This window comes from Streptomyces odontotermitis, from assembly GCF_050510915.1.
GTDB lineage: Bacteria > Actinomycetota > Actinomycetes > Streptomycetales > Streptomycetaceae > Streptomyces.
This window is the reverse complement of sequence record NZ_JBNJLS010000002.1, coordinates 721383-747408: the sequence shown is the minus strand read 5'-3', so window position 1 is coordinate 747408 and position 26026 is coordinate 721383. Positions and strand designations below refer to the sequence as shown.

Here is a 26026-nt window from a genome sequence, read left to right as displayed (position 1 = left end):
GACCACGATGACTCCTCACCTGCCGAAGTCCCGGAAGGTCTCGCTCGACGACGCCGATGCGGGCTTCAAGCCGTCCGTGACCGAGAAGCACGAGGAGACCGGCTTCGCGGCCCTGGACCAGCCCTGACCGCACGCCGGACCGGTGGCCTTCACGTTGGGAGTGCCAAGGGGCTCACTGGGCTACCGGCTGAGGGCGTCCACGAGATCAAGGAAGAAGCCGACACCGAAGAGGGCGGTGGCCACGAGTCCGACGACCAGGAACGAGCAGAGCAATGAGACGACGACCATGATCCGGGTGCGCCCGACGGCCCGGCGATAGTCGGTGTCGTCGTCCCAGTCCTGATCAAGCATGCCGCCCCCTTGGCAAACACCTTACGGACAGCAGTTCTGAGGGTCGACCCGGCACCTCTGCCCAAGCGGCAGGCGCAGTGGGGCAGTGGATGGCCCTGATCTCCTCAACGTGCCGGCCCTGGTCGTCTCCGCCGCGCCGGGGCAGGGCTGGAACTCGCTGGGTCGGTGAGCGTGAATGCCGCGAATTCGGTGGAGAGGCACTTAGCGTGAGCGGGTGCATAACGGACTTAAGGGTGCAATTCCCTCTCTCGTTCTGGGGCTCTGCCTCTCCCTCGCGCCCGCCGACGCCGTGGCACAGTCGCCCTCCCGCGTGCCCGCCGACTCCGGCTCCAGCCCCGGCTTCGGCTCGGGCTCCGACTCCGCTCCCGTCCCCGGTCTCGCCGCCGTCGTCACCGCCGTGCCCCGCGGCGCGCTCGGCGTCACGTACCACCCGGGCTGCCCCGTGGTGCCGGGGCGGCTGCGGTTGATCCGGATGAATCACTGGGGGTTCGACGGGCGCGTCCACTCCGGTGAGCTGGTCGTCCGGGACCGGGCCGTGAAGCCCGTGCTGTACGTGTTCAAGAAGGCGTTCGACGCGAAGTTCCCGATCCGGCGCATGCGCCCCATGGCCGCCTATCGGGGAAGTGACCCGGCGGCCATGGCCGACGACAACACCTCCGCCTTCAACTGCCGTCAGGTGACCGGCGATCCGGGCAAGCTCTCCCAGCATTCCTATGGAGACGCCCTCGACATCAACACCGTCGAGAATCCCTATGTCGACGTCAACGGGCGCGTCCACCCCGCGGCCGGTGCGCGCTACCTCGATCGCAGCCGCCCCGTGAAGGGGATGATCCGGCGCGGTGATGTCGTGTGGACGGCCATGCGGAAAGTGGGGTGGCTCTGGGGCGGGCGGTGGGCCAACCCCGACTACCAGCACTTCTCCGCCAACGGGCGGTGACCTAGGAAGCTTTCGCCACCGCCTCCGTGATCGCCCGCGCCATCCTCAGCACCCCCGGCGAACGCGCCGGACACGGGCGGGACTTGGGCGTCGTGGGCGCCAGACAGAAGTGGAGGATGTCGTCGCCGCGGTGCAGTTCCGTGAGGTTCTGCGACGGCTTCGTGCAGTACACGGGATGGGCGCGCTCGTACGCCGTGCAGGGGAGCGTCTCGGTCCAGGTGTAGCGCCCGGACGCCGGGCTCACGGCCCTGCCCGCGTCGGCGAGCAGGTCACCGGAGGACGACGCCCGCCCGCGATAGACGTCGTTGACCTGGCGTACGCGGTCGGGCGTCATGGCGTCCGGGCCCTGCAGCACCCACATCACCTTCGGCCGTCCCGCTCCTGCCCCCGCCTCGGATATCTGCGTGCTCAGCTTCTTCGCGTCCGCCGCGTACCGCGCCAGATACGTGGCCTTGTCCTTGTCGTACGTGATGCCGTCCATGCACGGCGTGTAGCCCCACGCGTTGCCCCAGAACTGGAGGACCACGACGTCCGGGTGCAGCTTGCGGACCAGTGTCGCCGCCTTGTCGCCGTCCGGTACGAGAGACTTCGCGCCCGTGCCCGTCAAGTAGTCGCAGAGTGTCGTGCCGGAATAGGGAGCACTCGTGTAGCGGGCGTTGAGTTGGGTCTTGAGGAGGCCGCCGAGGACCTTCTGGTTCTCCATCGCGAGTGAGTCGCCGAGGTAGAGGACCGTGGGCGCCCTTCCTGTGCCGGGTGCTCCGTTCGTCGCCTTGTTCGCCGGCTGCGACGGTGCCGGCCTCTCCCGCGAGGTCGACGACGGGGGCTTCGATCCGTCGTCGCTGCCAGTGGCCGTCGGCGGTGGCGCCGCCTCCGTCCCCGACGACGGGTCCCCGCAGCCGCCGAGCAGCAACCCGAGCACTAAGACGGCGACGGTGCACGGCACCCCGTACACCCCGGTGATCCACTGCTTGCGCATGAGCGACTCCTGCCCCGGCGAGCGAAACGGCCACTCAGGCAAGCACAGCCGGGGCGGAATGAGAAGTGCCTTCTTGGGCAGGGGCCCGGGTCAGGCGAGTCGTAGGGCACGAAGGGAGACAACGGGGATTCATGGGAGCACGCCGCGACCCCTACTTCGACAACGTGAAGTTCCTGACCATCGTCCTGGTGGCGTGCGGGCACGCCTGGGAGCCGCTGACCTACGGGAGCCGGGCCACCACCGCGCTCTACCTCACGGTGTACGCGTTCCACATGCCCGCCTTCGCCCTCATCTCCGGGTACTTCTCGCGCAGTTTCGACATGGGGCCGGGGCGGCTCAGACGCCTGGTGACCTCCGTCGCCGTGCCGTACGTGGTCTTCGAGGTCGCGTACACGCTCTTCTACCGGTGGGCGCAGGACGATCCGGGGTATCCGATCAGCCTGCTCGACCCCTGGTACGTCATGTGGTTCCTGCTCGCGCTGTTCATCTGGCGGGTCACCACCCCCATCTGGCTGCTGCTGAGGCATCCCGTGCCCGTCGCGCTCGCGTGCGCCGTGGCGATGGCGGCCATGCCCGACGCGGGCGGGGACCTGGCGCTGCACCGGGTCGTGGCGTTCCTGCCGTTCTTCGTCCTCGGACTCACCCTGCGCGCCGAGCACTTCGAGCGGCTGCGCACCCGGCGGGTACGGATCGCCGCGCTGCCCGTCGTGCTCGCCGCCCTCCTCGCCGCCTACTGGGCCGCACCGTGGTTCGACGCCGGCTGGCTGTACCACCGCGGCAGCATCGTCGGCCAAGGCGCGCCGCGGTGGGCGGCCCTGTTCACCACGCCCGCGCTGTTCGCGCTCGCCCTCATGCTCAGCGCCTGCTTCCTCGCCTGGGTGCCGGGGCGCCACACGTGGTTCAGCACGCTGGGCACCGGGACCCTGTACGCGTATCTGCTGCACGGCTTCCTCATCAAGTCCGCGCGGTTCTGGGACTGGTACGACCACCCGTGGCTGCACAGCCCCGCCGGTGAGGTCGCCGTGACCCTCGTCGCCGTGGGCGGCATCAGCCTGCTCTGCAGCGCGCCCGTGCGGCGCGTCTTCAGATGGGTGGTGGAGCCGCGGATGGACTGGGCCTTCCAGCGGGCGGGCCGGGACGCGGGCGGGGACGCGAGTCAGGGTGCGGGCCAGGGGGCGAGTCAGGGGGCGGGCGAGCGTACGAGGCCCGCCCGGCAGACCGGTTGACGCGGCGGTTAGCCTGCGGCCATGTTCACCACGCGACCCACGCTCCAGGGCACCTTCGGCATGGTCTCCTCCACCCACTGGCTCGCCTCGCAGTCCGCGATGGCGGTCCTGGAGGACGGCGGCAACGCCTATGACGCCGCCGTCGCCGCGGGCTTCGTGCTGCACGTGGTGGAGCCGCACCTCAACGGGCCCGCGGGCGAGGTGCCGATCATCGTCGGGCCCGCCGACGGGCCGGTGCGGGTGGTGTGCGGGCAGGGCGTGGCCCCGGCCGGTGCCACCGTGGCGCACTACCGTTCGCTCGGCCTCGACCTGGTCCCCGGCACCGGGCCGCTCGCCGCCGCCGTGCCCGGCGCCTTCGACGCGTGGATGCTGCTCCTGCGCGACTACGGCACCAAGTCCCTTGCCGACGTGCTGAAGTACGCCATCGGGTACGCCGAGGACGGGCACGCGCCCGTGGAGCGCGTCGGCGAGACCGTCGCGACGGTGCGGGAGCTGTTCGAGAGCGAGTGGCCTTCCTCGGCCGCCGTCTATCTGGTGGACGGTGCGGCTCCGCGGCCGGGTGAGCTGCTGCGCAATCCCGCGCTCGCCGCCACCTGGCGGCGGCTGATCGCCGAGGCCACCACCCTCGCGGAGGCGGGCGCCGTCACCGAGGCGGGCACCGGCTCGCGCACCGCGCAGATCGACGCTGCCCGGGAGATCTGGCGCACCGGCTTCATCGCCGAGGCCCTCGTCGCGCAGGCCGGGCGCCCCACCCTCGACACCAGCGGCCACCGCCACACCGGCACCCTCACGGCCGCCGACCTCGCCGGGTGGCAGGCGACCTACGAGGACCCGGTGACGTACGACTGGAACGGCTGGACCCTCTGCAAGGCGGGCGGCTGGAGCCAGGGCCCCGCCTTCCTGCAGCAGCTCGCCCTGCTCCCGCAGGAGCTCCCGGCATACGGGTCCGCCGACTACGTCCACCTCCTCGTCGAGGGCTGCAAGCTCGCGATGGCCGACCGGGAGGCGTGGTACGGGGACGCGGCGGACGTGCCCGTCGACGCGCTCCTGTCCGCGGCGTACAACGCGGGGCGCCGTGAACTGATCGGCGCCAAGGCTTCGTACGAGCTGCGCCCGGGCAGCCCCGGCGGACGGGAGCCCCGACTCTCCGCCCACGCCCGGGCGGTGGCCTCCGGGGAGCTGGACGCCGACACCCTCGCGGCGCGGACCGCGGGCGCGGGGGAGCCGACCGTCGACGGCTCGGGCGCCACCCGGGGCGATACCTGCCACCTCGACATCGTGGACCGCTGGGGCAACATGGTCGCGGCCACGCCCAGCGGCGGCTGGCTCCAGTCCAACCCGGTCGTGCCCGAACTCGGCTTCCCGCTCGGCACCCGCCTCCAGATGGCCTGGCTGGACGAGGGGCTGCCGGGCTCCCTCTCCCCGGGGCGCCGTCCGCGCACCACGCTCACCCCGTCGCTCGCGCTGCGGGACGGCGTGCCCGTCATGGCCTTCGGGACGCCGGGCGGAGACCAGCAGGACCAGTGGCAGGTGCACTTCTTCCTCGCGGTCGCGCTCCGTGCGCAGGTGCGCGGCGGCCTCGACCTGCAGGGCGCCATCGACGCCCCGAACTGGCACAACGACAGCTTCCCCGGCTCCTTCCACCCGCGCGGCATGCGGCCGGGCAGCCTCACGGTCGAGGCCCGCATGGACCCGGAGGTCGTCGAGGAGCTGCGGCGGCGCGGGCACGACGTGACCGTGGGGGAGGAGTGGTCGGAGGGGCGGCTGTGCGCGGTGGCGCGGGATCCGCGGACCGGGGTGCTCTCGGCGGGGGCGAATCCGCGGGGGATGCAGGGGTACGCGGTCGGCCGCTGAGTCGCTGAGTCGCTGAGTCGCTGAGTCGCTGAGTCGCTGAGTCGCTGAGTCGCTGAGTCGCTGAGTCGCTGGGCCGCTGGGCGTACGGGGCCCGTCGGGCTGTTGCGGAGCGCCGGGCCAAGGGTGGTGGAGCGCCGGATTCATGCGGAATCCACCCTCCGTACACCAGCGGCGTACGGAATGTCAGAGGGGCGTGCTCTCATGGAGTCATGATCGAAGCGACCGAAGTGATCGAAGACTTTCTGCTGGCCGGGGGCCTGACCGACGTGGAGGAGGCCGTCCGCAAGGCGGTCGCAGCCGAGGTCATGCCCCGCTTCCGCCAGCTCGCGGCGGACGAGGTGGTGGAGAAGAACGGCCCGCACGACCTGGTGACCGTCGCCGACCGCCGCGCCGAGGAGCACCTCACACCGGTGCTGAAGGCCCTGCTGCCCGGCTCCGTCGTCGTCGGTGAGGAGGCCGTCCACGCCGACCCCGCGATATATGACGCGCTCGGCGGCGAGGCACCCGTGTGGATCGTCGACCCGGTCGACGGCACCCGCCAGTTCGTCCACGGCGACCCCGGCTTCTGCACCCTGGTCGCGCTCGCCCTGCGCGGCGAGGTCCTCGCGTCGTGGACGTTCGCCCCGGCCCTGGACACGTGCGCCGTGGCGGTGCGCGGTCACGGCGCCACGGTGGACGGCGCGCCGCTGCAGGCAGGCCCGCCCGCCCCCGGCCGGACCCTCGAAGTGGCCACGTCCCACCCGGACTTCACCACCGACGACCAGAAGCAGGCCCTCATCGGCCTGCGCACGGACGGGGTGCGGCCGCGGCCCTGCGGCTCGGCCGGACTGGAGTATCTCGCCATCGCCAAGGGCGAGTTGGACGCCATCGCCTTCTCGTGGGAGAACGCGTGGGATCACGCCGCGGGCCTCCTCCTCGTCGCCGAGGCGGGCGGCACGAACCTGACGGTCGCCGGAGAGCCCTTCCGCATAGCCGGCGGGAACGCCCTTCCCTTCACGGCCGCGCGCGACCGCGCCACGGTCGACCGCGTCGTCGGGCTGCTCACGGGCGGGGCTGCCTGATTCCACTTCGGGAGCCCGGGGGAGTCCCCGCGCCCAGCGGGCCCCGCGCCGCAAGCGCTGTCAGGGCCCCGGCCTATGCTGGCGGCAGAGGCCACCGGCTGACGAAGGAGTCCGAAGGTGCCGTCCATGCTTGATGCCGTCGTCGTGGGGGCGGGACCGAACGGGCTGACCGCTGCCGTCGAGCTGGCCCGCCGCGGCCACTCCGTCGCCGTCTTCGAGGCGCGGTCCACGGTCGGCGGCGGCGCGCGCACCGAAGAGCTCACCCTCCCCGGCTTCCGGCACGACCCGTGCTCCGCGGCCCACCCCCTCGGGATCAACTCCCCGGCGTTCCGCGCCCTGCCCCTGGAGCGGTACGGCCTGGAGTGGCTGCACGCCGAACTCCCCATGGCGCACCCCTTCCTCGACGGCAGCGCGGCCGTGCTCTCCCGCTCCGTGGGCGAGACCGCCGCCTCGTTCGGGCCGCGCGACGCGGGCGCCTACCGCAGGCTGATCGAGCCCTTCGTGCCCAAGTGGGACGCGCTGGTGCGGGACTTCATGACGCTCCCGCTCACCGCCCTGCCCCGCGACCCGGTGACGCTCGCCCGCTTCGGCCTCGCCGGACTGCCGCCCTCCACCTGGCTGATGCGCCGCTTCCGCGACGACCGCGCGCGAGCCCTGTTCTCCGGACTCGTCGCCCACGTCATCGCCCCGCTCGGCGGCCTCGCCACCGGCGCCGTCGGCATGGTCTTCGCCCTGGCCGCGCACGCCCGCGGCTGGCCCGTCGCCCGCGGCGGCTCCCAGTCGATCTCGGACGCCCTCGCCGCCTACCTCCGCGACCTCGGCGGCGCCGTCCACACGGACTACGAGGTGAAGCGGCTCGACGACCTGCCGCCCGCCCGCGCGTACGTCTTCGACACCTCGCCCACCGCCCTCGCCCGGATCGCGGGCCTCGGCCGCGCCTATGAGGGATACCGCTACGGGGCCAGCGTCTTCAAGATCGACTACGCCCTGGACGGCCCCGTGCCCTGGACCGCGAAGGAGGCCCGCACCGCCGGGACCGTCCAAGTGGCCGCGAGCAGCCGCGAGATCGCCACCGCACTGCGCGCCGCATCCCGCGAGGGCAAGGCACCCGATCCGCCGTTCCTCATCACCGTCCAGCCGAGCGTCGTCGACCCGACGCGGGCCCCCGAGGGCAAGCACGTCTTCTGGGCCTACGGCCATGTGCCCAACGGCTGGGAGGGCGACCTCACCGACGCCGTGGAGCGCCAACTGGAGCGGTTCGCACCCGGGTTCCGCGACCGCGTCCTGGCCCGGGCCACCGCGGGCCCGCCCCAGCTCGCCGAGCGCAACGCCAACTATGTCGGCGGCGACATCGCCTGCGGCGCCGCGAGCGGACTCCAGCTGATGCTGCGCCCCAGGCTCACCCTGTTCCCGTACCGGACGCCGCACCCGGCGATCTTCCTCTGCTCGTCCGCGACCCCGCCGGGGCCGGGCGTCCACGGAATGTCGGGGCACAACGCGGCGAAGGCGGTCTGGAGGCGGCTGCGGGAGGAGTCATGACGGGACGTGCGCACGAGGTGCGGATCACCCTCGTCCAGGGCGACATCACCCAGCAGTCCGCCGACGTGATCGTCAACGCCGCCAACTCCTCGCTCCTGGGCGGCGGCGGGGTCGACGGCGCCATTCACCGCAAAGGCGGCCCGGACATCCTGGCCGACTGCCGCAGGCTCCGTGCCGCGCTTCCCCAAGCTCTCAGCTCCGTTCGAGCAGGGGAGACCCCATTCGGGAAGGGCCTGCCCACCGGCCGCGCGGTCGCGACCACGACCGGGCGGCTCGACGCCGGGCACGTCGTGCACACCGTCGGGCCGGTGTACTCCGGCTCCGAGGACCGTTCCGAGCTGCTCGCCTCCTGCTACCGGGAGTCGCTGCGGGTGGCCGCCGAGGCGGGAGCCCGTACGGTCGCCTTCCCGGCGATCTCCACGGGGATCTACCGCTGGCCGCTGGACGACGCGGCGCGCATCGCGGTCGGGGCGGTGCGGGAGGCCGCGGGGGCGGGCGGGGTCGCCTCGTCCGTCGAGGAGGTGCGGTTCGTGCTCTTCGACGAGGCGGCGTACGGGGCGTTCGAGCGGGCTCTGGAGGAGGGGGATGGTCGGGCGTAGGCGGGAGGTCAGGCCCAGCCCAGGCAGCGCGAGGTTGATGTCGGATTCTCGCCAGCCAGGTGGGCGTGGGATGTCCGATGCTTGAGCCATGCCGAAGCCGACGCCGATGCCGACCACGAAGGACACCGCCGCAGCCCCTGCCGACGGCCGGGTTGCCGCGGCCCCCCTCGCCGCTCCCGTCACGGCTCCCGCCGGCGCCATCCACACCGACGCCGAGCGGTGCGTGCGGGCCGTGCAGTCCAAGGACGCCCGCTTCGACGGCTGGTTCTTCACCGCCGTCCTGACCACCCGCATCTACTGCCGCCCCAGCTGCCCCGTCGTGCCGCCCAAGCCGGAGAACATGACGTTCTACCCGAGCGCGGCCGCCTGCCAGCAGGCCGGGTTCCGGGCCTGCAAGCGCTGCCGCCCCGACAGCAGCCCCGGCTCGCCCGAGTGGAACCAGCGCGCCGACCTGGTGGCCCGCGCCATGCGGCTCATCGGCGACGGCGTCGTCGACCGTGACGGCGTCCCCGGACTCGCCACCCGCCTCGGCTACAGCTCCCGCCAGGTCGAGCGGCAGCTCCTCGCCGAGCTGGGCGCCGGCCCGCTCGCCCTGGCCCGGGCCCAGCGCGCCCAGACCGCGCGGCTGCTCATCGAGACGACGCCGCTGCCGATGGCGGAGATCGCCTTCGCGGCGGGCTTCTCCTCGATCCGCACGTTCAACGACACGGTGCGTGAGGTGTTCGCGCTCGCGCCGAGCGAGCTCCGGGCCCGCGCGGCCCGCGCCGCCCGCGCACAGAAGGGCGGCCCTGGCACGGCCCCCGCCGGACACGGCGGCGCGCTCACCCTCCGGCTGCCGTTCCGCACGCCCCTCAACCCCGACAACCTCTTCGGCCACCTCGTCGCCACGGCCGTGCCCGGCGTGGAGGAGTGGCGCGACGGCGCCTACCGGCGCACCCTGCGGCTCCCGTACGGGCACGGCATCGTGGCCCTGACACCGGCCCCCGACCACATCGGCTGCCGCCTCAGCCTCACCGACCTGCGCGACCTCACCATCGCGATCAGCCGCTGCCGCCGCATGCTCGACCTGGACGCGGACCCGGCCGCCGTGGACGGCCAGCTGCGCCGGGACGAGCTGCTCGCGCCGCTCGTCGACAAGGCGCCGGGGCGGCGGGTGCCGCGCACCGTGGACGAGGCCGAGTTCGCCGTGCGCGCCGTGCTCGGACAGCAGGTCTCCACGGCCGCAGCCCGCACGCACGCCGCCCGCCTGGTCACAGCGCACGGCGAGCGGATCGACGATCCCGAGGGCGGCCTCACTCACCTCTTCCCGTCCCCCGAGTCGCTCGCCGCCCTCGACCCCGAGACCCTCGCGCTCCCGCGCAGCCGCCGCACCACCCTCACGACCCTCGTGCGCCACCTCGTCGACGGCTCCCTCAACCTCGGTGTCGAGAGCGACTGGGACGAGGCCCGCGCCCGCCTCACCGAACTGCCCGGCTTCGGCCCCTGGACGGTCGAGGTCATCGCGATGCGGGCACTCGGCGACCCGGACGCGTTCCTCCCCTCCGACCTCGGAATGCGGCGCGCCGCACAGGAGTTGGGCCTCCCGCACACCCCGGCCGCGCTCACCGCCCGCGCGGCGGCCTGGCGCCCGTGGCGGGCGTACGCGGTCCAGTACCTGTGGGCGACGGACGACCACCCGATCAACCACCTCCCCGCGTAAGGGACATCACGCCATGCATCGTCAGCACACCCTGATGGACAGCCCCTACGGGCCCCTCACGCTCGTAGCCACCGACGGCACGCTCAGCGGCCTCTACATGACCGACCAGCGCCACCGCCCGCCCGAGGAGACCTTCGGCGACCGCGACCCGGCCCCCTTCGGGGAGACCATCCGCCAGCTGGAGGCTTACTTCGCGGGGGAGTTGACCCACTTCGACCTGGAGCTGCGGCTCGACGGCACCCCGTTCCAGCGCAGCGTGTGGCGCCTGCTCCAGCAGATCCCGTACGGGGAGACCCGCACGTACGGCGAACTGGCCGAGGCCCTGGGCAAGCCGGGCGCGTCGCGCGCGGTGGGCCTCGCCAACGGCAAGAACCCCATCGGCGTCATCGTCCCCTGCCACCGCGTGGTCGGCGCGAACGGCAGCCTCACCGGCTACGGCGGCGGACTCGACCGCAAGCAGCGGCTGTTGGAGTTCGAGGGCGGGGCAGCGGCGGCTCCGGCGCCCGAGGCGGTGCTCTTCTAGGCGCACATCACCGCTAAATCTCGCCCCAAATGGGGATTCACATCGCGGTAGTTGCCCCTTCGGTCAATAGCGGCCGGTCATCGCTCGCCCCTAGCGTGGCTCGAATTCGGTGAAGTTCGAGAGGGAAAACAGGAGGCGTATATGCCAGTCCCCCGCCGCGTGGGTGTGCCGATCGGTGCTCTGGTCGCCGCAGCCGCGGCCATCACGCCGCTCGCGTTCGAGTCGACGGCCCAGGCCGCGCCCGAACACCGCGTCAACTCCCGCTCCGCGGAGGCCCCGGCTTCTGGGGTCGGCGAGGCGTCGGCCAAGGGTGTCGGCAGCAAGGGTGTGGGCAAGAAGGGAATCCACTCGCGTTCGGGTGTGAAGAAGTGCGGGAAGGGCAAGACCGTCTGGCTCTGGGACGCGGCCGTCGGCAGGACCCGCGTCTCATGGAAACCGGCAGGCGGGAGGCTGGTGTCCAGGAAGTGGGCGCACACTCCTGACGGCATCTCGGTGCGCACCATCCCCACCTGGCGCAAGAGCGTGAAGTGGAAGGTGACGTCCATCTACGGAGTGGGGAAGAAGCCGAAGAACCTGTCGAAGGCGTACGCCTACTGCAGCAAGAACGGCTGGCGCGTCGGGGCCAAGCCAGGAAAGGTCAACGCGAAGAGGTCCGGCGTCAAGCGCTGCCCCGCAGGGAAGACCGTCATGATCGAAGACTCCGGTATCGGCAGCATGGAGCACAAGTTCAAGTCGCTGAAGCGCGGTTCGAAGGTGCGGACGCACGCCTTCGGTGGCTCTCAGGGATATCTCGTCACGGTGCGCTGGACGCCCACGGAAATGCGCTCGGTGAAATGGGTAGTGAATGCCCGGAACGCCAAGTACCTCAAGGGGCAGATCGACGGCAAGAAAGGCGTCGAGCTCTACTGCATCAGCAAATACTGAACGCGCTCGCCAGCTCTGACCTCAGCCCTGATTCGTTCCGTCGTCGGCCTGGTTGCGAGCCCTCGTCTGGCGCCTGTTGACCTCGTCCAGGATCTCACTCGGGGTCTGGCTGGCGCCGAAGAAGGCGTGGTGCTCGCGATCGAGGGCCTCGAACAGCTTCCGCAGGGCCTCGCCCGTCTTGGCCAGTGCTTGCTCCTTCTTGTCCGCAGGGTTGCGGACGATCAGGCCGATCAGCTCGATCTCCCATTCCCCGATGACAGCTCCCAGGAGGATGTTCTGTGCCCTGTATTCGCCGCTGCCCTGGCGCCAGCCGAAGAACTGGCCCAATGCGGCCGACACGGCGATGAGCACACTCAGCGTGGCCTGTAACGGCTCGTTCCCGCTGGTCAGTTGATAGACGAAGAGGAGCGGGAACGTCACGCCGAGGACGACCTCCACGACGCCGAAGATGCGAAACCAGACGGTGGACGACCGGCCGAGAAAGCGAGAGCGCCGATATCCGACGACCAAGGTCCTTTTCATGAGGTTCTGGCACTCTCGGAACTCCTTTTTGATCTCCGGGTCCCAATCCCAAATGCGGTCCGCACGTGATCGAAACATCGGATCCCCCCGGTCGCCCGCTGCCTGATCCCAGGAAGATACTCGCGAGGTGCCATCACGCCCACCCTGAGAATGGACCGTCCTCCATGCCAGGTCCTCACACGGCCGCGGCCTGCTCCCCGAGCGCCTCGATCAGCGTCGTGAGGGGAGCGTGGTCGCGGTCCCGGATCGAGGCGGCGCCGATGTGGCGGGTCGGGGTCGGCGGGGTGATCGGGACGGTGCGCAGGCCCGGCAGGGCCGGGGCCAGGGCGATGGTGGGGATCAGGGAGATGCCCATGCCCGCGGCGACCAGTGAGCGGGCGAAGAAGTAGTCGGTCGTCGAGCCGCGCACGTCCGGGGCGAAGCCCGCGCGCTCGGCGTAGCGCCGCAGGAACGCCTCCGTCTTCAGGCAGCCCAACACCCAGGGCTCGGCGGCCAGTTCGGTGATGTCGAGCGCCGCGCGGCCGGCCAGGGGGTGGGCCTCGGGCAGGACGACGTGCAGTGGGTCGTCCCTGAGTGCCGTCCATGTGAGGCTCGATGTCGAGCCCGGGCCGCCGGGCAGCGGGCCGTCGAAGTGGTAGGCGAGTGCCACGTCCACGGCGCCCTGGCGGACCAGCGGCAGGCTCTCCTCCGGTTCGCTCTCCCGGACGTGGACCACGGTGTCCGGGTGGGCCGCGACGAGACGGGCGAGCGCGCCGGGCAGCAGGAGCCTGCCGCCGCTGGTGAAGGTGGCGACCGTGAGCGACGTGCGACCGGTGCCGAGCCCGTCCACCCGCTGCTTCGCGTGCGCGAGCTCCGCGGCGACCGACTCGGCCGCGCCCACCATGATCCTTCCCGCCGCGGTGAGGGTCACCCCGCGCGTGCTGCGCGCCATGACCCGGGCGCCGAGGCTGCGTTCGAGGGCGGCGATGTGCTGGGACACGGCCGAGGGCGTGAGGTGGAGGGCCTGCGCCGCCCGGTTGAAGCTGCCGTGTTCCGCCACCGTCCGCAGAACCCGCAGCCGCTGCACATCAATCAACAGTTTTCCTTAATGCGTATCCAGTAGGCAGGTACTTCTGCTGGTGATCGTAGATGCCCAGGATGAGGGGCATGCAAAGGATCTGCGTCATCGGCGGAAGCCGGTACTTCGGAAAGCTCCTGGTCCAGCGCCTCCAGGAAGCCGGGCACCACGTCACCGTCATCAACCGCGGCTCGGCCGCGCCCCCGCCGGGCGTCGAGCATCTCGTCGTCGACCGCGACGACGAGGCCGCCCTGGCCGCCGCCCTCGGCCCGGCCGCCTTCGACGTGGTCATCGACCAGGTCTGCTACACCCCCGTGCAGGCCGCCACCGCCGCCCGCGTCTTCAACGGCCGCACCCGCCGCTACGTCATGACCTCCACCATCGAGGTCTACGACCCGTCGACCGCCGCCCTCCCCGCCGTCCCGCCCGGCACACCGGTACCGGAGGACACCGTGGACCCGGCCGCATGGCTCGTACGGACGGACCTGCCCTGGCACGACGCGGCCTACCTGGAAGCGCACTACGCCGAGGGCAAGCGCCAGGCGGAAGCCGTCCTCACGCGGCAGGACGGGTTCGACTTCGCCGCCGTGCGCAGCGCCCACGTGCTCGGCGGCGGTGCGGCGGAGTTCACCGGCCGACTGGCGCACTACGTCGAACGCATCACCCAGGGGAGAGAGATCGCCGTGCACGCCGATGCGCTGCCCACGGTCTTCATCCACTACGAGGAGCTGGCGGACCTGCTCGCGTGGGCGGCCACGGCCACCGACTTCACCGGCGCCGTCAACGCCTGCTCCGACGGGGCGCTCGACGTCCGGGAGTTGAGCGGGGCGATCGGTGCGCTGGTCGGGCGGGAGCCGGTGTTCCGGACGCACCCGGTGCATCCGGTGCACTCGGCGCACCCGGTGCACTCGGCGTACGGGAATGTCGCCGGGGCCGGTGAGCGTGAGCCCGTCTCGCCCTTCTCCTTCGACCGGCACTACGCCCTGAGCAACGCCCGCGCCAAGCACCTGGGCTTCGCCTTCTCCCGCACCGCCGACTGGCTGCCCGGCGCCGTCGCCGAAGCCCTGGCCGCCGCATCCACCGCATCCGCCGTATCCGCGGCCCCTGACACCCCCGTCGCCCCTGACACCCCCGTCACCCCCGCCGTCTGAGGAGCCCACCCGCCATGCAGTACCGCCCCCTTGGCGACACCACCGTCAGCGCCGTCGGCCTCGGCGCCATGCCGCTGTCCATCGAGCACCGCCCGGACGAGGCGCGGGCCATCGCCACCGTCCACGCCGCCCTCGACGCCGGTGTCACGCTCATCGACACCGCCGACAGCTACCACTGGCACGCCGACGAGACCGGCCACAACGAACTCCTCGTCGCCCGCGCCCTCGCCCGCTACGGCGCCGACACCTCCCACGTCCTCGTCGCCACCAAGGGCGGCCGGGGGCGCCCCGGCGACGGGAGTTGGACCGTCACCGGCACGCCCGGCCACCTCAAGCGCGCCGCCGAGGCGTCCCTGCGGCGCCTGGGCGGCGACGCCATCGGCCTCTATCAGCTGCACAAGCCGGACCCGGCCGTGCCCTGGGCGGAGTCCGTGGGCGCGCTGCGTGAACTCCTCGACGCGGGCACGATCCGCGCCGCCGGGATCTCCAACGTGACCTGCGAGCAGATCCGCGAGGCCCACGCGATCCTCGGCGACGGGCTCGTCTCCGTACAGAACCAGTACTCGCCCGCCGTCCGCGACAGCGAGCCCGAGCTGCGCCTCGCCACCGGACTCGGCCTCGCCTTCCTGCCCTGGAGCCCGCTGGGCGGCATCTCCCGCAGCTCCCTCGACGGCCCGTCGGGGCCGAGTTCGACGGGTACCGCCTTTCACCGCCTCGCGGCCGCGCGCGGCGTCAGTCCGCAACAAGTCGCCCTGGCCTGGCTCCTGTCCCGCTCCCCGGTGGTGATCCCGGTACCGGGCGCCAGCCGCCCGGCCTCGATCCAGGACTCGGCCGGGGCCGCTGAACTCGACCTCAGCGAGGCGGAGTTGGCGCAGCTCGGCTAGTGGATCAGCCGGCGTGCCCCACCCGCCGCCCGTCCTCCAGCTCTACCGTCCCCGCACCCGCCGCCAGCACGTCGAGGGCGGCGAGGACGCGGCGGCCTAGCGCGTTCGGCAGGTGCTCGGGGATGTCCTCGCGGGCCACGAGCCGCCAGGACAGCAGCTCTTCCTCCTGGAGCCGGATCGACTTCAGCTGCTCCTCGCCGAGGACGCCGCCGTCGTACACGTACGCCACGATCGGCGGCCGTCCGGGCCCCGGCACCCAGTCCACCGCCAGCAGCGCGCCGAGCTCCACGTCGAGCCCGATCTCCTCGACGGTCTCGCGCCGGGCCCCCTGCCGGGGCGTCTCGCCCTGGTCGGACTCGACGGTGCCGCCCGGGAGCGCCCAGCCTTCACGGTAGTTGGGCTCGACGAGCAGCACCCGACCCTCGGCGTCCCGGAAGAGCACGGCGGCGCCCGCGAGGACGCGGGGGAGACCTGCGATGTACGTGGCGTAGTCCTGGATGGTCACAGGGGAAGGGTAGCGAGGGCGGGGGAGGCGTGGATCAACCCTTGTGGATCAACCCTTGTTGAGGGGGGCGCGCTTCGAGGGGGAGGGGGACGGGGGATCCAGGAGGGCCTTGGTCGCGAGGGTGTCCGCGTGGTGTGCGCCGAGGGTCCGCAGGCGGGCCTCGTACACCTCCTCGGCGACCGCGCGGAACGCGGAGCGGGACGGCAACTTCGCGAGAGCGACGGCCAGTTCGTGGCCGCTGGAGAGCGTGTCGGGGTGGTCGGGACCGAGCGTGAGGGCCCGGCCCGCGTATGCGGTGCGGGCCTCGGCCGCCGCCTTCTCGTGGCGGCCCAGGTTGATGAGGGTGGCGGCGAGGTTGTGGCGGCACAGCAGGGTGTGCGGGTGCAGCGCCCCCGGGGACTTCTCCCACGCGGTCAGCAGCCCGCGGTAGATCTCCTCCGCTTCCAAGTGGCGCCCCTGGAGGCCGCGGACGAACGCGCGCTGCTGATGGGCGAGGAGCGAGTCCGTGTGATGCGGGCCCAGCGCCCGGTCCCGGCTGGTCGCGGCCACGTCGAAGACGTTGTACGCCTCGTCCGTCCGGCCCAGGCCGAGGAGGACGAAGCCGAGTTCGTAGACGCTGGCCAGCGTGTCGGGGTCGTCCTGGCCGAGCAGCTGGGCCTGCTCGCCGATGACGCTGTCCAGGGCGGCGTGGGCGTCGGCGAGGTGTCCGGCCCGCCCCCGGTCGACGGCCGCGCGGAACTGCCGGGCGAGAGCGAGCCGTTCGGACGACGGGATCGGGGGAGGCGGGTCCGGCGGGAACGGGGAGCCGCCGCCGAGGGGGTGCGTCGGCCTGTGGTCGCGGTGGAAAAGGGTGCCGGAGGGCGGCGATCCCCGGTGGTGGAACGTGGACAGGTCGCTGCCGGAGGCCAGTCTGATGCGATAGGTGCGATAGGAGACGGTGTACTCACCCTCCGCCATGGTCAGGGGGCGGCCGAGCGCCAGGACGTGAACACCGAGTTCGCCGCTCAGGGCGTCCGCCCACTCCACTCCGTGCGGGGACAGGGTCTGGAGCCCGGAGCAGAAGACCACCAGAACGGGGTCCGACGCCCGCCGCGACCATGGCGCCTCCTGTGCGAGCCCCTGCCGCCTGCGGAGTTCGGGCAGCAGCGCCTCCGGCCAGCGGTCCCCGCCCGGACCCCGCACGATGTGCGGCACGCCCGCCGTCGCGCCCGGGGGGACGGCGGCGAGGACGTCGTCGCTCGCGAGGTAGATCTGCAGGTCCTGCGGTGCGTACCGCCGCACCAGGCCGTCGACGACCGACTCCAGCAGCGCGGCCGACTCGTCGGCAGGCCCGGTGATGCCGCCGTGCTGGCCCGCTTCGGCGAGGTCCAGCAGGACCTCCGCGCCGGTCTCGTCGTACCCGATGCGGGCGACGAGGTCGGTGAGCGGCCCGCGGGCGGGCGCGGCCACCCTGATCCCCGTCACGAACTCCCCGAAGCCGTCGGCCACTTCGGCGGCGCTCGGCTTGTTGTGCGGCAGCCCCCGCACGCACCGCCGCAACAGGTCCATCAGCGCCGTGGGCACGTCCTCGCCCGCCGCGCCCAGCAGCGTCTCGCCCAGGGCGTGCAGGTCCTGGGTGGCGCCCAGCGGACTCCCGTGGCCGCCCCAGCCGGCGAGCACCGCCCCGTGCGGGGTCATCAGCACCCGCTCGGGGATGAGCCGCCCATGGGTGAGCCCGGCGGCGTGGGCGAGGGCGAGGGTGCTCGCCACCTGATGGCCGAGCCGGGCGAACTCCGTCCGTTCGAGCCGCCCGAACTGCCGTGTGTAGTCGACGAGATGGGGTGCCGGAGCCGCCGGGCTGCCCGCCATCGCCGGCTCCGTCGCCAGCCACGGGGGTGCGCCCTCCGCGTCGACGCCGAGGATCCGGGGCGCGCCCCGCCCGTTCAGGTGCCGCAGCACGTCCGCCTCGCCCCGCAGGATCAGCTGCTGCGGGGTGCCCGGCGGGGCGACCCTGATCGTGGCGGTCCGCCCTTCCCCGTCGCGCCCCAGGAACACCCCGCTGGCCCCGTCGGCGGTGAGGTGCCGGGCGAACAGGCCCCACGGGCCGACCCGTTGAAGGTCGTACGAGGAGAGAGGGAGCCACTCGGAGTGCGGAGCCCCGACGTACTCCGGGGCCGGTTCGGTCCGCGCCGGAGCCGTGCTCACGCCGAGCCTGCGCAGCAGCCGGTCGTCCACCCAGCCGAACGGCAGCGCGTCCGCGTCCACCCGCTCCGTGCCCGCAGGGTGCGCAAGCCACGCGGGGAAGTCCGGTGACCGGCCCACGAGTTCACTGAGCCGCTCGGTCACCCGGCGGCTCGTCCGCAGGAGTTCGGGCGCCGGAGCCGTGCTGAGGAGGATGGCGCGGGCGCCGTCGGTGAAGTCGTAACTGCGGTGGTGCGGCGGGAGTTCGGCGGACTCGGACGCCGTGCGCCGCATGAGCCCGCCCAGGAACACCTCCGCCAGGTGCCCGGTCGTGACGTCGTCGCCGAGCGCGCCCTGCACGAGGCGCATCACCGGCACCGACAGCGGCGCGACCGCCGCGAGATGAGCGGCGAGGCGGTACGCCTCCGGGGACGCGGCGTCACGGAAGCGCAGGACGGAGCGGCCTGCCGCGTCCCGGTCCCGCGACGGCTCACCGGCCGCTGCGGCTACGGGAGTCGATGCCGGTACGGGGGCGGGATCGCTCGCTGGTCCGGGGTGCTGTGCGAGCAGCGGCAGCACCGCGCTCGCCCCCGGCGACGCCACCAGCGCCGCCCACGCCCCCACCGCCTCCGGCTCCGGCGCGAGCACCGGCACCGGCATCCCGTCGAACGGTGCGACCTCCGGAGGAAGCACCGGATCCGCCACGTCCCAGGTCACATTGGGCGCGCCCCGCCGCCGCGTGGTGACCCGCCAGCGTTCGGCGCGGATCCCGGAGCCGTCCCACAGATGGCCGGGCAGCGCGTGCAGCACCGCAGTGGGCCCGTACCGCCCCCACTGCTTCAACCACTCCCGCATCCGGCCGTCCCGCCAGGCCGCACCGACGCCGTCGCTGACGACGAGGATGAGGGTGTGGCCGCTCGGGTCGGTGACCGTCGAGGGCGGAAGGACGGCGGTGCCCGGCGTATAGGGGCGGTGGCCGAGGAGCGGGGCGTCCGGGCCGCGGGTGTCCAGGCCGTGCACGCGTACGGTGCGGAAGGCGCCGCTGCGCTCGACGAGCAGCCGCACCTCGGTGGCGAGCCGCTGCCACAGCAGCATGGACGCGCCGTCGTCCACCAGGAGCGCCAGGTCGAGCCAGCGGGCCCGCGCCGGACGCAGCACCGCGTCGGTCAGCCCGCTCTCGGCGGAGGACTCCGCGGTCGCGTCCTCGTCCAGCTCCCAGCGCGCCCGGTCGGGCACCCGGTGCTTCAACGGGCGCAGGGCCCGCCCCAGTTGGAGCTGGCGGGCGCCGAGCGCCTTGGTGCCGGGGGTGCGGACGGGGCGGGCGGGGAGGGGCTGGTGGCGTTGTCGGTCGGGGCTGCGGCCGGGGGGCTGTGAGCGTGCGGCGCCGTAGAGGGGGGTGGGGGCGGGGGTGATGCGGGCCCGGGGGTCGGTGGCGGGGGCGTCGGCAGCGGGGCTCGCGGGTCGTGGCTGGTGCTGTTGAGGGGCGCCGGGCCGGACAGTCGGCTGGAACTGTGGGGGCAGGGGCGGGAGTTGGGCCTGACCCGACACGGCGTCGCCGGGCTCTTCGGCCGCCGGGCGGGGCGCGGCGGGCGCCGGGGCGATCCCGGTGGCCCGGGCGAGGGGGGCGTCGGCCCCGGTCGGCATCCGCCCGGCCAGCCACAGCGCGTCGAGCAGCTCCTCGCCGGACAGGTCGACACCGCTCGCGGTGAGCGCGTCGAGGGTGGCGCGCAGGCGGGGGCCCGAGACGGTGCCGGTCCACTCGGGACGCGAGGGCGGCTCGGCCCCGGTCACGCCGAGTCGTGCCAGCCGTTCCAGGAGTTCGTGGACCCTATCCGCCACGCCCGCCGGATCCGGCGGCCCCTCCCCGTACGGCCGCAGGAGCTCGTTGACCCGCTCCGTCACGGGTGACGGATCCGACAGGCCCGCCAGATACTGTTCCGTCGCCCTCTCGATCTCCGCCAGCGAGTGCCAGCCGGGCGGCACGTGGTCGGCTGTGGAGGCGCTGGATGCGCTGGCCGCACCGGCCGCGCTGGCCCCGCTGGACGCATCGGCCGCATCGGACGCATCGGACGCACCGGGCCCGTCGGACGCGTCTTCGCGGGCGGCCTCGTCCGCCGGGCTCTCACTCGCGGAGTCCCCACCCGCCGAGTCCTCAGCTGCCGAGCTCTCGGCTGCCAGGTCCTCACTCGCGGAGTCCTCAGCTGCGGAGTCCCCACCCGCCGAGTCCCCACCCGCCGAGTCCTCACCTGCCGAGCCCCCACCCGCCGAGCCCTTACCCGGCGGATCGAGCCGCTCCTCAGAGTCCGCAGCGTCGCCCCTCGCCCCCTCGGGCGAACCCGGCGTCTCCGCGGGCTCCGGCCCCTCCGGCCCCTCCGGCCCCTCCGGCGGCGCCCCCACCCCTAGACCGTCCCGCCCAGCCGGTGCAGCACCGCGTCCAGCAGCGGCCCCGCAGGCAGGTCGAGCCCGCCCTTGCGCAGGAACACCGCGTTCAGGAGCTGGTCGGTGGCCAGCTCGCCCGGAGCCCTGCGCCCCAGGAACGCGGCCAGCAGATCGTCGACGCCGACCAGCGACTCGTCACCGAGATGCGCCTCGATGATGTCGCGCAGCCGGGCCTCGTCCGGTTCGGCCAGGTCGAGGCGGACGCAGCGGCGCAGGAACGCGGGCGGGAACTCCCGCTCCCCGTTGCTGGTGATGACCACCACCGGGAACTCGGAGCAGCGCACCCGCCCCCGCGTCACCGGCGCCCGCACCTCCGGATCGGCCGTCAGTACGTGCACCTCGGACTGCTCCTCCGGCAGCCGCGCCAGCTCGGGAATCTCGAACTCGCCCTCCTCGAACACCGTCAGGAGGTCGTTCGGCAGGTCCACGTCCCCCTTGTCGAGCTCGTCGACGAGCAGTACGCGGGGCCGGTCGCCGGGCACGAGGGCGGTGCCGAGCGGTCCCAGCCGGACGTACGAGCCGATGTCGGCGCCCGCACCGCCCGGAGTCGTGGGGGAGGGGGAAGGGGCAGCGGAGGGGTCCCGCTCCCGCCCCAGGTTCGACTCCCGCAGCCGCCCGATCGCGTCGTACCCGTACAGCGCCTCGCGCAGCGTCGAGCGGCTGTTGACCGGCCAGGTCAGGACGCGGCCGAGGGTCAGCTCATGGGCGATGGCGTGGGCGAGGGACGACTTGCCGGTGCCGGGGTGGCCGGTCACCAGGAGGGGGCGGCGCAGCAGCAGCGCCGCGTTCACGACCTCCGACTCGGCGCTGCCGATGAGATACGGGCGCGGCCTGCGCGCCCCGTCCGCCGCGGGCGTGAAGCGGCGCCAGGGCGGGGCCTCGGGGAACGTCACGCGCCGGGCCTCGCCGTCCCCGCGGAACAGCCGCCAGTCGCCCGCCGCCGGTGCGGGTCCGCGCTGATCTGTCATGAGAGGGCTGCTCCTTGGTGGGGGTGAGGTTCGTGGGGGTGAGGTACGTGAGGGTGGGGTTCGTGGGGGTGTGGTTCGGGTTCATGCGTGGCCGCCTCGTCGGGGTCCGTCAGCCGTACGCGGCCGAGTTCTTCCCCCACGGTTCCCATGGGGTCCTCCCATACGAGGGAGGGGCGCGCCACGAGGCCCGCGCGGTCCAGCGACTGGGCTCTGAACTCCCGTACCCGCTCCGGCAGCTGGTGCGGAGCACCCGTAGGGGTGAGGGGAGTGAGGCGATGCGCGTGTTCGTGGCCCTCGGCCTCGCGGTCCCACAGGACGACGGGCACGCCGAGAGCGAGGCACAACTCCAGGAACTGGGCACGGAGTTCGGGTGGCCCGTGCAGGACGACCTGGTTGATGCGGCTGCCGCTCTCGCCCGAGAGCTCCGTGGCGACCTGCCGCTTGTCGGTGAGGTGCTCGTCGATGACGAGGAGCCGCCCGTGCCCGTCGGACCAGCGGTGTTCCTGCCACTTGGTGCGGTCGGGCACGTAGCCCGTCATCTCCGGGCAGCGCAGGGTGAGCGGGAACGAGACGCCGAGCGGGAGGCCCGGCACGAACGGGTTGGGGCTGCCCGCGTCCCACTCGTCGATGGGCAGGTGCAGTCCGTCGCGGTCCACCTGCACGTCCACGGAGGGCAGGCGGCCCTCGCCCACGGAGCGCTCGGCGCCCTCGCGGATGACCGCGGCCACCTCCTCCGGGGTGAGGGGAGTGTCTCCGGGGCCGGTCTCCAGGCGGTGCGCCGAGCCGTCGGCGTGCCGCTGCCACAGCCGGCACCGGAAGCGCGCGGCGGACCCGGTGCGTGCTTCGGGCCCGGTGCGTGAATCGGGCCCGGTGTGCAGGCCGGAACCGGCGTGCGGGCCGGAACCGGCGTGCGGGCCGGGACCAGTGGGCGAGCCGACGCGGGTGAGCTGGACCAGCAGCCGGGTCACCGGCGCCGCCCGCGAACCCGCCCAGTGCGCGGCATCGGCACGCCGCTGGTCGCGGGCGACGGGGTGCACGCCGAGCCGCCCGCACACCCGGTCGCTCCAGGAGCGCAGCGCCCGCCCGGCGGGCCCTTCGGCAGCGGCGGCGACGAACTCGACGGCGTGCACGATCGCGGGCACGAACGGCGTCCCCTCCGGAACCGTGCCCCCGTCCTGGTGGTACGCCTCAAGTCCCTCGATCGCGGGCCCGATCCGCGCCTCCTCCAGGCGGGCCGTGCACAGCGCGGACGGCAGCGGCAGATAGCGCAGCGCCTCCTGCGCGGCGCGCGGCGGCAGCGTCGCGTCGGCGACGACGACCTGCCCCAACTGCGCGTACAGGAAGGCGTATTCATCATGTGAGAGCAGCCCCGCCCCCTCGACGCGACGCCCCAGCCCGAGCAGCGCGGTCAGCTGCTCGGGCCGCGAGCCGTACGGGCCGGAGGCGGCCAGGGTCTCGCTGAGCGTGGGCAGCGCGCGCGGCCGGGAGAGCAGCACGTCGGCCAGCTCCTCGACGGAGGGCGCCGAGCCGTCCTGCGGCACGGAGATGCCCAGCTGCGCGGCGAGCCGCTGCGCGTGCCGGGCCCGCTCGAAGGGGTTGGCGAGCAACGCGCCGAGCAGCAGCGTGAGTTCGGCGCGCAGCGGGTCGTACGAATCGTACGAGGGGTGTGTGCCGCCGACGGCGCCCGGGCCGCCGGCCGTGCCCGGACCGCCACTCGTGGCCGGGCTGTGCCCGGCGTGCCCATCGTGCCCGGCGTGCCCGGCGTGTCCGGCGTGGGGCAGCACCGTCCGGCAGTCCGCGACGACGGCGCCCGCCCCGGCCGCGTACAACTGATCCCGCACCGCCTGCCAGGACAGCGCCCAGGTGCGCCGCAGCGTCTGCCCCGGATGCCCGGCGAAGCCCGCGTACCCTGCCGCGCCCGCGCCCCCGGACGAGGAGCGCGTGGACTGCCCGGCGGCCTGAGCGGTGGGCTGCGTGATGGGCTGCGTGGTGGGCTGCCCCAGCTGTCCCACGACGAGCCCGGCGACGCTGTCACCGGAGGGCGTCCACAGGGGCCCGCCGCTGAACCCGGGACCGATGGCGGCTCCCGCCAACACCCCGTCCAAGTAGCCGAGATGACCGTCAAGCAGCTTCAGGGTGGCGTCCGCGAACGTGATCGGGTCGCCGCAGCCGTGCCAGGCCCGCAGCGGCTGCCCCTCGGCCATGTCGGTCCACACGACGGGCTGTGCCCCGTCGGGCGCGGGCTCGGCGAGGGAGAGGACGCACAGGTCGCCCTGCCAGGCCCCGGGCCCGGTCCGCTGCGGCGGCACCCACACCTCGACGCGCGCGCCGACGCGTACGGTGCGCCGCGCGAAGCCGACGTGCAGCGGTTCGCTCTCCGGGCCCGGCTGCGCCTTGCTCAACAGGGGCAGCCCCAGTGCGTCGTTGACGACGTGGGCGCAGGTGAGGACGCGCCGCGGGGAGATCAACGCGGCGGCGCCCACGGCCTGTTGGCCTCCCCGATCGAGGACGGCGACGACCGGAGGCGCCCCGCCGCCCCGGTGGAACCAGCCCATGCCTACCCCTGCGATCCCCGCTGCGAACTGCTCCCCGTACTCGTACTGGTACTCCCACTTGTCCTAGTACCCGCACCGTCACCGCGCCAGGTCGCGGACACCGTCATCGTGGCGGACCCCTTGAGCCCGACGATGCCGAGCTTGAGGTCCTTGCCGACCTCGATGCCGAAGTCGACGGTGAACTCCTCGGGCGGGTGCGCGGCGCCCGCGACGGCCGTGTGCACCTCGTCGAGGAGCGGGCCGAGCGGGGCGAGCGTCGCGCGCAGGGCGCCCGCGGCGAGGGCGGCGGTGCGGCGGCGGCCGCCGGTGGAGACGGGCTCCGGCGAGCCGAACTCCTCGGGCAGCCCCGAACCGCGCTCGGCGTCGGACGCGGGATCGTCGACGGTGTACCCGAGGTCCCCGAGGTCCCCGACACCCGCGGCGTCCCCGACATCTGCGAGCTGCACCCGCAACACCGCTCCGGCCAGGTCGAGTTCGATGTACTCCGGCATGACCTCATTGTGCCGATCACACCCGGCCGGGCGCACAGGTTTGCGCTCAACTCCACCGCCGGCGGAATCGAATTCGCGCCGCTTCCTCCACTCACCGGACAGGCGGTCACGGAACGAGGATTCAGCTTCTCACCTGGTCCCCGCCGCCGGGGCGCGGACGGGACAGCTCGTCGCCCCCGGCCCAGAAGTACGGGGCACGAGCCGGTCAAGGGCTCTGGCCGGGCACATCACGCGCGCCGCCGGGCGGCCGACGCGACAGGCGAAGAAAACCGGCCACCCGGATGGTTCGTGCTCCTCTCACCGGAACTACGCTCACAGTTGTGGCCCGGAGCCAGTTCCCCCGTCTGGCTCCGGGCCACGTGTGCGTGGATCGACGTGCGTGGATCGACGTGCGTGGATCGACGTGGCGTGCGACGCGGAACGGGCGCGGCGGCGCAGGCTGGTGGACCCGGTCGCGCCCGTCACTCGCAGAAGATCTTCACCTTGCTGGTGGGGTCGTCGACGTCGACCGTGACCTCGTCGAGGTGGTCGATGAGCTCCTCCAGGTGCTGCGGCTTGAGCTCGGTGAGGTCGATCGGCATCCCCGACTTGCTCAGCTCCGCGTTGGCCTTGGCGAGCGCCTGCGGCGGGACCAGGGTCGTGAGCCGGACACCGGCGCGCAGCAGCTGCAGCGGCACCTGGACGTTGATGCGGGTCGGTCCTTCGGGGTCGTCGTCCGAACTCACCAGCACGCGGAGGTACTTGGGCCGCCCCTTCGGGCGGGACGCGGCGCCGGACGAGGGCTGGGGCCCGGGCTGGTCGCGCTCGACCGCGTCGATGAGCCGCTCGGCCTCATCCGCGGTGATCTTGCCCTCGGACAGCATGTTCAGGATCTGGCGACGCTGCTCACTCATGGATGTTCCCTGGCCCCTCTGATTCCCTTGATTCCCTTGAATGTCTCTGGCTGTCCGGTCATCTGACGCTGACCAGCAGCGCCCAAGGCCCCTGCTCGATCTCGAACCGCGTGCCGGGCAGCGCCCACGCCACCAGCCACACACCCCGCAGCGGACCCACCGGGCTCATGCGGAAGACGACGCACGCGACCAGTCCGGCCAGCAGGGCGAGCAGCAGCAGCGGCGACAGCACCAGCAGCACCGGCACGACCGGGACGAACACGCGTCGTCGACGTCCGTCGGTGCGGCGGTACCGCACCGTCACCAGCTGTGGGATCACCGGGACTTCTCCAGTTCGGTGAGCGCCTCCTGGGCGCTGATCTCGCCGCGCTGCAGACGGTCGATGACGTCGGCGCTCGTGGGCGCCGGGTCGGTGTCGACGGTCTCGATGGTCTCGACGGCGTCGGCGAAGTCGATGCGCTCGGCGATCCGCTTGAGCCGTGACTTGATCGTCGGGTAGCTCACCCCGAAGATCCGCTCCATCTCCTTGATCGAGCCGTGCGACCGTACGAACGCGGCGACGAACACCTGGTCGTCCACGCCGAGCTGCGCCAGCTGCGGCGGCTCGAACTGCCCCTCCACCGCGATGCCGCTGTCGACGAGCCGGACCCGCTCGACCACGAACGGCTGCCCCTGGGTCAGGTCCGTCAGCTCCTGCCACTCCACCCTTGGC

23 protein-coding genes are annotated in these 26026 nt (G+C 73.1%); 11 read left to right on the top strand and 12 right to left on the bottom strand.

Going from position 1 to position 26026, the window contains the following annotated elements; all coding sequences use genetic code 11:
- Positions 1–180: 180 nt before the first annotated feature.
- A complete protein-coding gene (locus ACQB60_RS09525; RefSeq protein ID WP_496925396.1) occupies positions 181–351 on the bottom strand; it encodes a hypothetical protein in 171 nt (56 codons plus the stop codon).
- A 214-nt stretch (positions 352–565) separates the two neighbouring features.
- On the opposite strand from ACQB60_RS09525, the gene ACQB60_RS09520 reads away from it, so the two are divergent.
- Positions 566–1288 carry a M15 family metallopeptidase gene (locus ACQB60_RS09520; protein WP_496925395.1) on the top strand — a complete coding sequence of 241 codons (723 nt, stop codon included), beginning with the start codon at positions 566–568 and terminating at the stop codon, positions 1286–1288.
- Between the two features lies 1 nt (position 1289).
- Here ACQB60_RS09520 and ACQB60_RS09515 read toward each other — a convergent pair whose 3' ends face one another.
- Complete coding sequence (locus ACQB60_RS09515) at positions 1290–2264, bottom strand: SGNH/GDSL hydrolase family protein (protein ID WP_496925394.1); 975 nt, start codon at positions 2262–2264, stop codon at positions 1290–1292.
- 131 nt (positions 2265–2395) lie between these two features.
- Here ACQB60_RS09515 and ACQB60_RS09510 point away from each other — a divergent pair, with 131 nt between their 5' ends.
- The 8 genes from ACQB60_RS09510 to ACQB60_RS09475 all read left to right on the top strand — a co-directional run bounded on the left by ACQB60_RS09510 (position 2396) and on the right by ACQB60_RS09475 (position 11689).
- Positions 2396–3490, top strand: coding sequence for an acyltransferase family protein (locus tag ACQB60_RS09510; protein WP_496925393.1), 1095 nt, complete (start codon positions 2396–2398; stop codon positions 3488–3490).
- 21 nt (positions 3491–3511) lie between these two features.
- Positions 3512–5344, top strand: coding sequence for a gamma-glutamyltransferase family protein (locus ACQB60_RS09505; protein ID WP_496925392.1), 1833 nt, complete (start codon positions 3512–3514; stop codon positions 5342–5344).
- Between the two features lie 209 nt (positions 5345–5553).
- Positions 5554–6405: an inositol monophosphatase family protein gene (locus ACQB60_RS09500; RefSeq protein ID WP_496925391.1), complete on the top strand. Its 852-nt coding sequence runs from the start codon at positions 5554–5556 to the stop codon at positions 6403–6405.
- A gap of 126 nt (positions 6406–6531) precedes the next feature.
- Complete coding sequence (locus ACQB60_RS09495) at positions 6532–7944, top strand: phytoene desaturase family protein (protein WP_496925390.1); 1413 nt, start codon at positions 6532–6534, stop codon at positions 7942–7944.
- Positions 7941–8543: an O-acetyl-ADP-ribose deacetylase gene (locus tag ACQB60_RS09490; RefSeq protein ID WP_496925389.1), complete on the top strand. Its 603-nt coding sequence runs from the start codon at positions 7941–7943 to the stop codon at positions 8541–8543. Before ACQB60_RS09495 ends, ACQB60_RS09490 begins: the two co-directional genes overlap by 4 nt.
- A 199-nt stretch (positions 8544–8742) precedes the next feature.
- Positions 8743–10242 (top strand): DNA-3-methyladenine glycosylase 2 family protein, encoded by a 1500-nt coding sequence (locus ACQB60_RS09485; protein WP_496925660.1) that lies wholly within the window; start codon positions 8743–8745, stop codon positions 10240–10242.
- Between the two features lie 13 nt (positions 10243–10255).
- Positions 10256–10765 (top strand): methylated-DNA--[protein]-cysteine S-methyltransferase, encoded by a 510-nt coding sequence (locus ACQB60_RS09480; RefSeq protein ID WP_496925388.1) that lies wholly within the window; start codon positions 10256–10258, stop codon positions 10763–10765.
- Positions 10766–10906: 141 nt separating this feature from the next.
- A complete protein-coding gene (locus ACQB60_RS09475; protein WP_496925387.1) occupies positions 10907–11689 on the top strand; it encodes a hypothetical protein in 783 nt (260 codons plus the stop codon).
- Between the two features lie 21 nt (positions 11690–11710).
- On the opposite strand, the gene ACQB60_RS09470 is transcribed toward ACQB60_RS09475, so the two are convergent.
- Together ACQB60_RS09470 and ACQB60_RS09465 are read right to left on the bottom strand one after the other, a co-directional pair.
- On the bottom strand, positions 11711–12127 hold the full coding sequence (locus ACQB60_RS09470; RefSeq protein WP_496925386.1) for a hypothetical protein: 417 nt from the start codon (positions 12125–12127) through the stop codon (positions 11711–11713).
- A 259-nt stretch (positions 12128–12386) separates the two neighbouring features.
- Positions 12387–13286, bottom strand: a complete 900-nt coding sequence (locus ACQB60_RS09465; RefSeq protein WP_496925385.1) for a LysR family transcriptional regulator — start codon at positions 13284–13286, stop codon at positions 12387–12389.
- A gap of 71 nt (positions 13287–13357) precedes the next feature.
- Here ACQB60_RS09465 and ACQB60_RS09460 point away from each other — a divergent pair, with 71 nt between their 5' ends.
- Both ACQB60_RS09460 and ACQB60_RS09455 read left to right on the top strand, forming a co-directional pair.
- Positions 13358–14419, top strand: coding sequence for an NAD-dependent epimerase/dehydratase family protein (locus tag ACQB60_RS09460; RefSeq protein ID WP_496925384.1), 1062 nt, complete (start codon positions 13358–13360; stop codon positions 14417–14419).
- A gap of 14 nt (positions 14420–14433) precedes the next feature.
- Positions 14434–15303, top strand: a complete 870-nt coding sequence (locus ACQB60_RS09455) for an aldo/keto reductase (RefSeq protein WP_496925383.1) — start codon at positions 14434–14436, stop codon at positions 15301–15303.
- 4 nt (positions 15304–15307) lie between these two features.
- Here ACQB60_RS09455 and ACQB60_RS09450 read toward each other — a convergent pair whose 3' ends face one another.
- From ACQB60_RS09450 to ACQB60_RS09415, 8 genes are all read right to left on the bottom strand, one after another.
- The gene (locus tag ACQB60_RS09450) at positions 15308–15808 is read right to left on the bottom strand and encodes an NUDIX domain-containing protein (protein ID WP_496925382.1); all 501 of its coding nucleotides are present in this window, start codon (positions 15806–15808) and stop codon (positions 15308–15310) included.
- Between the two features lie 48 nt (positions 15809–15856).
- Positions 15857–19870 (bottom strand): SAV_2336 N-terminal domain-related protein, encoded by a 4014-nt coding sequence (locus ACQB60_RS09445; RefSeq protein ID WP_496925381.1) that lies wholly within the window; start codon positions 19868–19870, stop codon positions 15857–15859.
- Positions 19871–20367: 497 nt separating this feature from the next.
- A complete protein-coding gene (locus tag ACQB60_RS09440) occupies positions 20368–21375 on the bottom strand; it encodes an AAA family ATPase (protein ID WP_496925380.1) in 1008 nt (335 codons plus the stop codon).
- Complete coding sequence (locus ACQB60_RS09435) at positions 21372–23930, bottom strand: VMAP-C domain-containing protein (RefSeq protein ID WP_496925379.1); 2559 nt, start codon at positions 23928–23930, stop codon at positions 21372–21374. Before ACQB60_RS09435 ends, ACQB60_RS09440 begins: the two co-directional genes overlap by 4 nt.
- 2 nt (positions 23931–23932) lie before the next feature.
- Positions 23933–24421: a CU044_2847 family protein gene (locus ACQB60_RS09430; protein WP_496925378.1), complete on the bottom strand. Its 489-nt coding sequence runs from the start codon at positions 24419–24421 to the stop codon at positions 23933–23935.
- A 461-nt stretch (positions 24422–24882) separates the two neighbouring features.
- On the bottom strand, positions 24883–25314 hold the full coding sequence (locus ACQB60_RS09425; RefSeq protein ID WP_496925377.1) for an SHOCT-like domain-containing protein: 432 nt from the start codon (positions 25312–25314) through the stop codon (positions 24883–24885).
- A gap of 58 nt (positions 25315–25372) precedes the next feature.
- The gene (locus tag ACQB60_RS09420) at positions 25373–25633 is read right to left on the bottom strand and encodes a hypothetical protein (RefSeq protein WP_496925376.1); all 261 of its coding nucleotides are present in this window, start codon (positions 25631–25633) and stop codon (positions 25373–25375) included.
- The gene (locus ACQB60_RS09415; RefSeq protein WP_496925375.1) at positions 25630–26019 is read right to left on the bottom strand and encodes a DUF2089 domain-containing protein; all 390 of its coding nucleotides are present in this window, start codon (positions 26017–26019) and stop codon (positions 25630–25632) included. The genes ACQB60_RS09420 and ACQB60_RS09415 overlap by 4 nt, the downstream gene beginning before the upstream one ends.
- Positions 26020–26026: the final 7 nt, after the last annotated feature.

What these genes read in the sequence shown, in the direction of transcription:
- ACQB60_RS09430 (WP_496925378.1), bottom strand. Translation starts at nt 24,421, where the DNA reads ATGCCGGAGTACATCGAACTCGACCTGGCCGGAGCGGTGTTGCGGGTG.
- ACQB60_RS09490 (WP_496925389.1), top strand. Translation starts at nt 7,941, where the DNA reads ATGACGGGACGTGCGCACGAGGTGCGGATCACCCTCGTCCAGGGCGAC.
- ACQB60_RS09510 (WP_496925393.1), top strand. Translation starts at nt 2,396, where the DNA reads ATGGGAGCACGCCGCGACCCCTACTTCGACAACGTGAAGTTCCTGACC.
- ACQB60_RS09500 (WP_496925391.1), top strand. Translation starts at nt 5,554, where the DNA reads ATGATCGAAGCGACCGAAGTGATCGAAGACTTTCTGCTGGCCGGGGGC.
- ACQB60_RS09440 (WP_496925380.1), bottom strand. Translation starts at nt 21,375, where the DNA reads ATGACAGATCAGCGCGGACCCGCACCGGCGGCGGGCGACTGGCGGCTG.
- ACQB60_RS09455 (WP_496925383.1), top strand. Translation starts at nt 14,434, where the DNA reads ATGCAGTACCGCCCCCTTGGCGACACCACCGTCAGCGCCGTCGGCCTC.
- ACQB60_RS09495 (WP_496925390.1), top strand. Translation starts at nt 6,532, where the DNA reads ATGCTTGATGCCGTCGTCGTGGGGGCGGGACCGAACGGGCTGACCGCT.
- ACQB60_RS09480 (WP_496925388.1), top strand. Translation starts at nt 10,256, where the DNA reads ATGCATCGTCAGCACACCCTGATGGACAGCCCCTACGGGCCCCTCACG.
- ACQB60_RS09435 (WP_496925379.1), bottom strand. Translation starts at nt 23,930, where the DNA reads ATGGGCTGGTTCCACCGGGGCGGCGGGGCGCCTCCGGTCGTCGCCGTC.
- ACQB60_RS09505 (WP_496925392.1), top strand. Translation starts at nt 3,512, where the DNA reads ATGTTCACCACGCGACCCACGCTCCAGGGCACCTTCGGCATGGTCTCC.
- ACQB60_RS09475 (WP_496925387.1), top strand. Translation starts at nt 10,907, where the DNA reads ATGCCAGTCCCCCGCCGCGTGGGTGTGCCGATCGGTGCTCTGGTCGCC.
- ACQB60_RS09425 (WP_496925377.1), bottom strand. Translation starts at nt 25,314, where the DNA reads ATGAGTGAGCAGCGTCGCCAGATCCTGAACATGCTGTCCGAGGGCAAG.
- ACQB60_RS09460 (WP_496925384.1), top strand. Translation starts at nt 13,358, where the DNA reads ATGCAAAGGATCTGCGTCATCGGCGGAAGCCGGTACTTCGGAAAGCTC.
- ACQB60_RS09515 (WP_496925394.1), bottom strand. Translation starts at nt 2,264, where the DNA reads ATGCGCAAGCAGTGGATCACCGGGGTGTACGGGGTGCCGTGCACCGTC.
- ACQB60_RS09525 (WP_496925396.1), bottom strand. Translation starts at nt 351, where the DNA reads ATGCTTGATCAGGACTGGGACGACGACACCGACTATCGCCGGGCCGTC.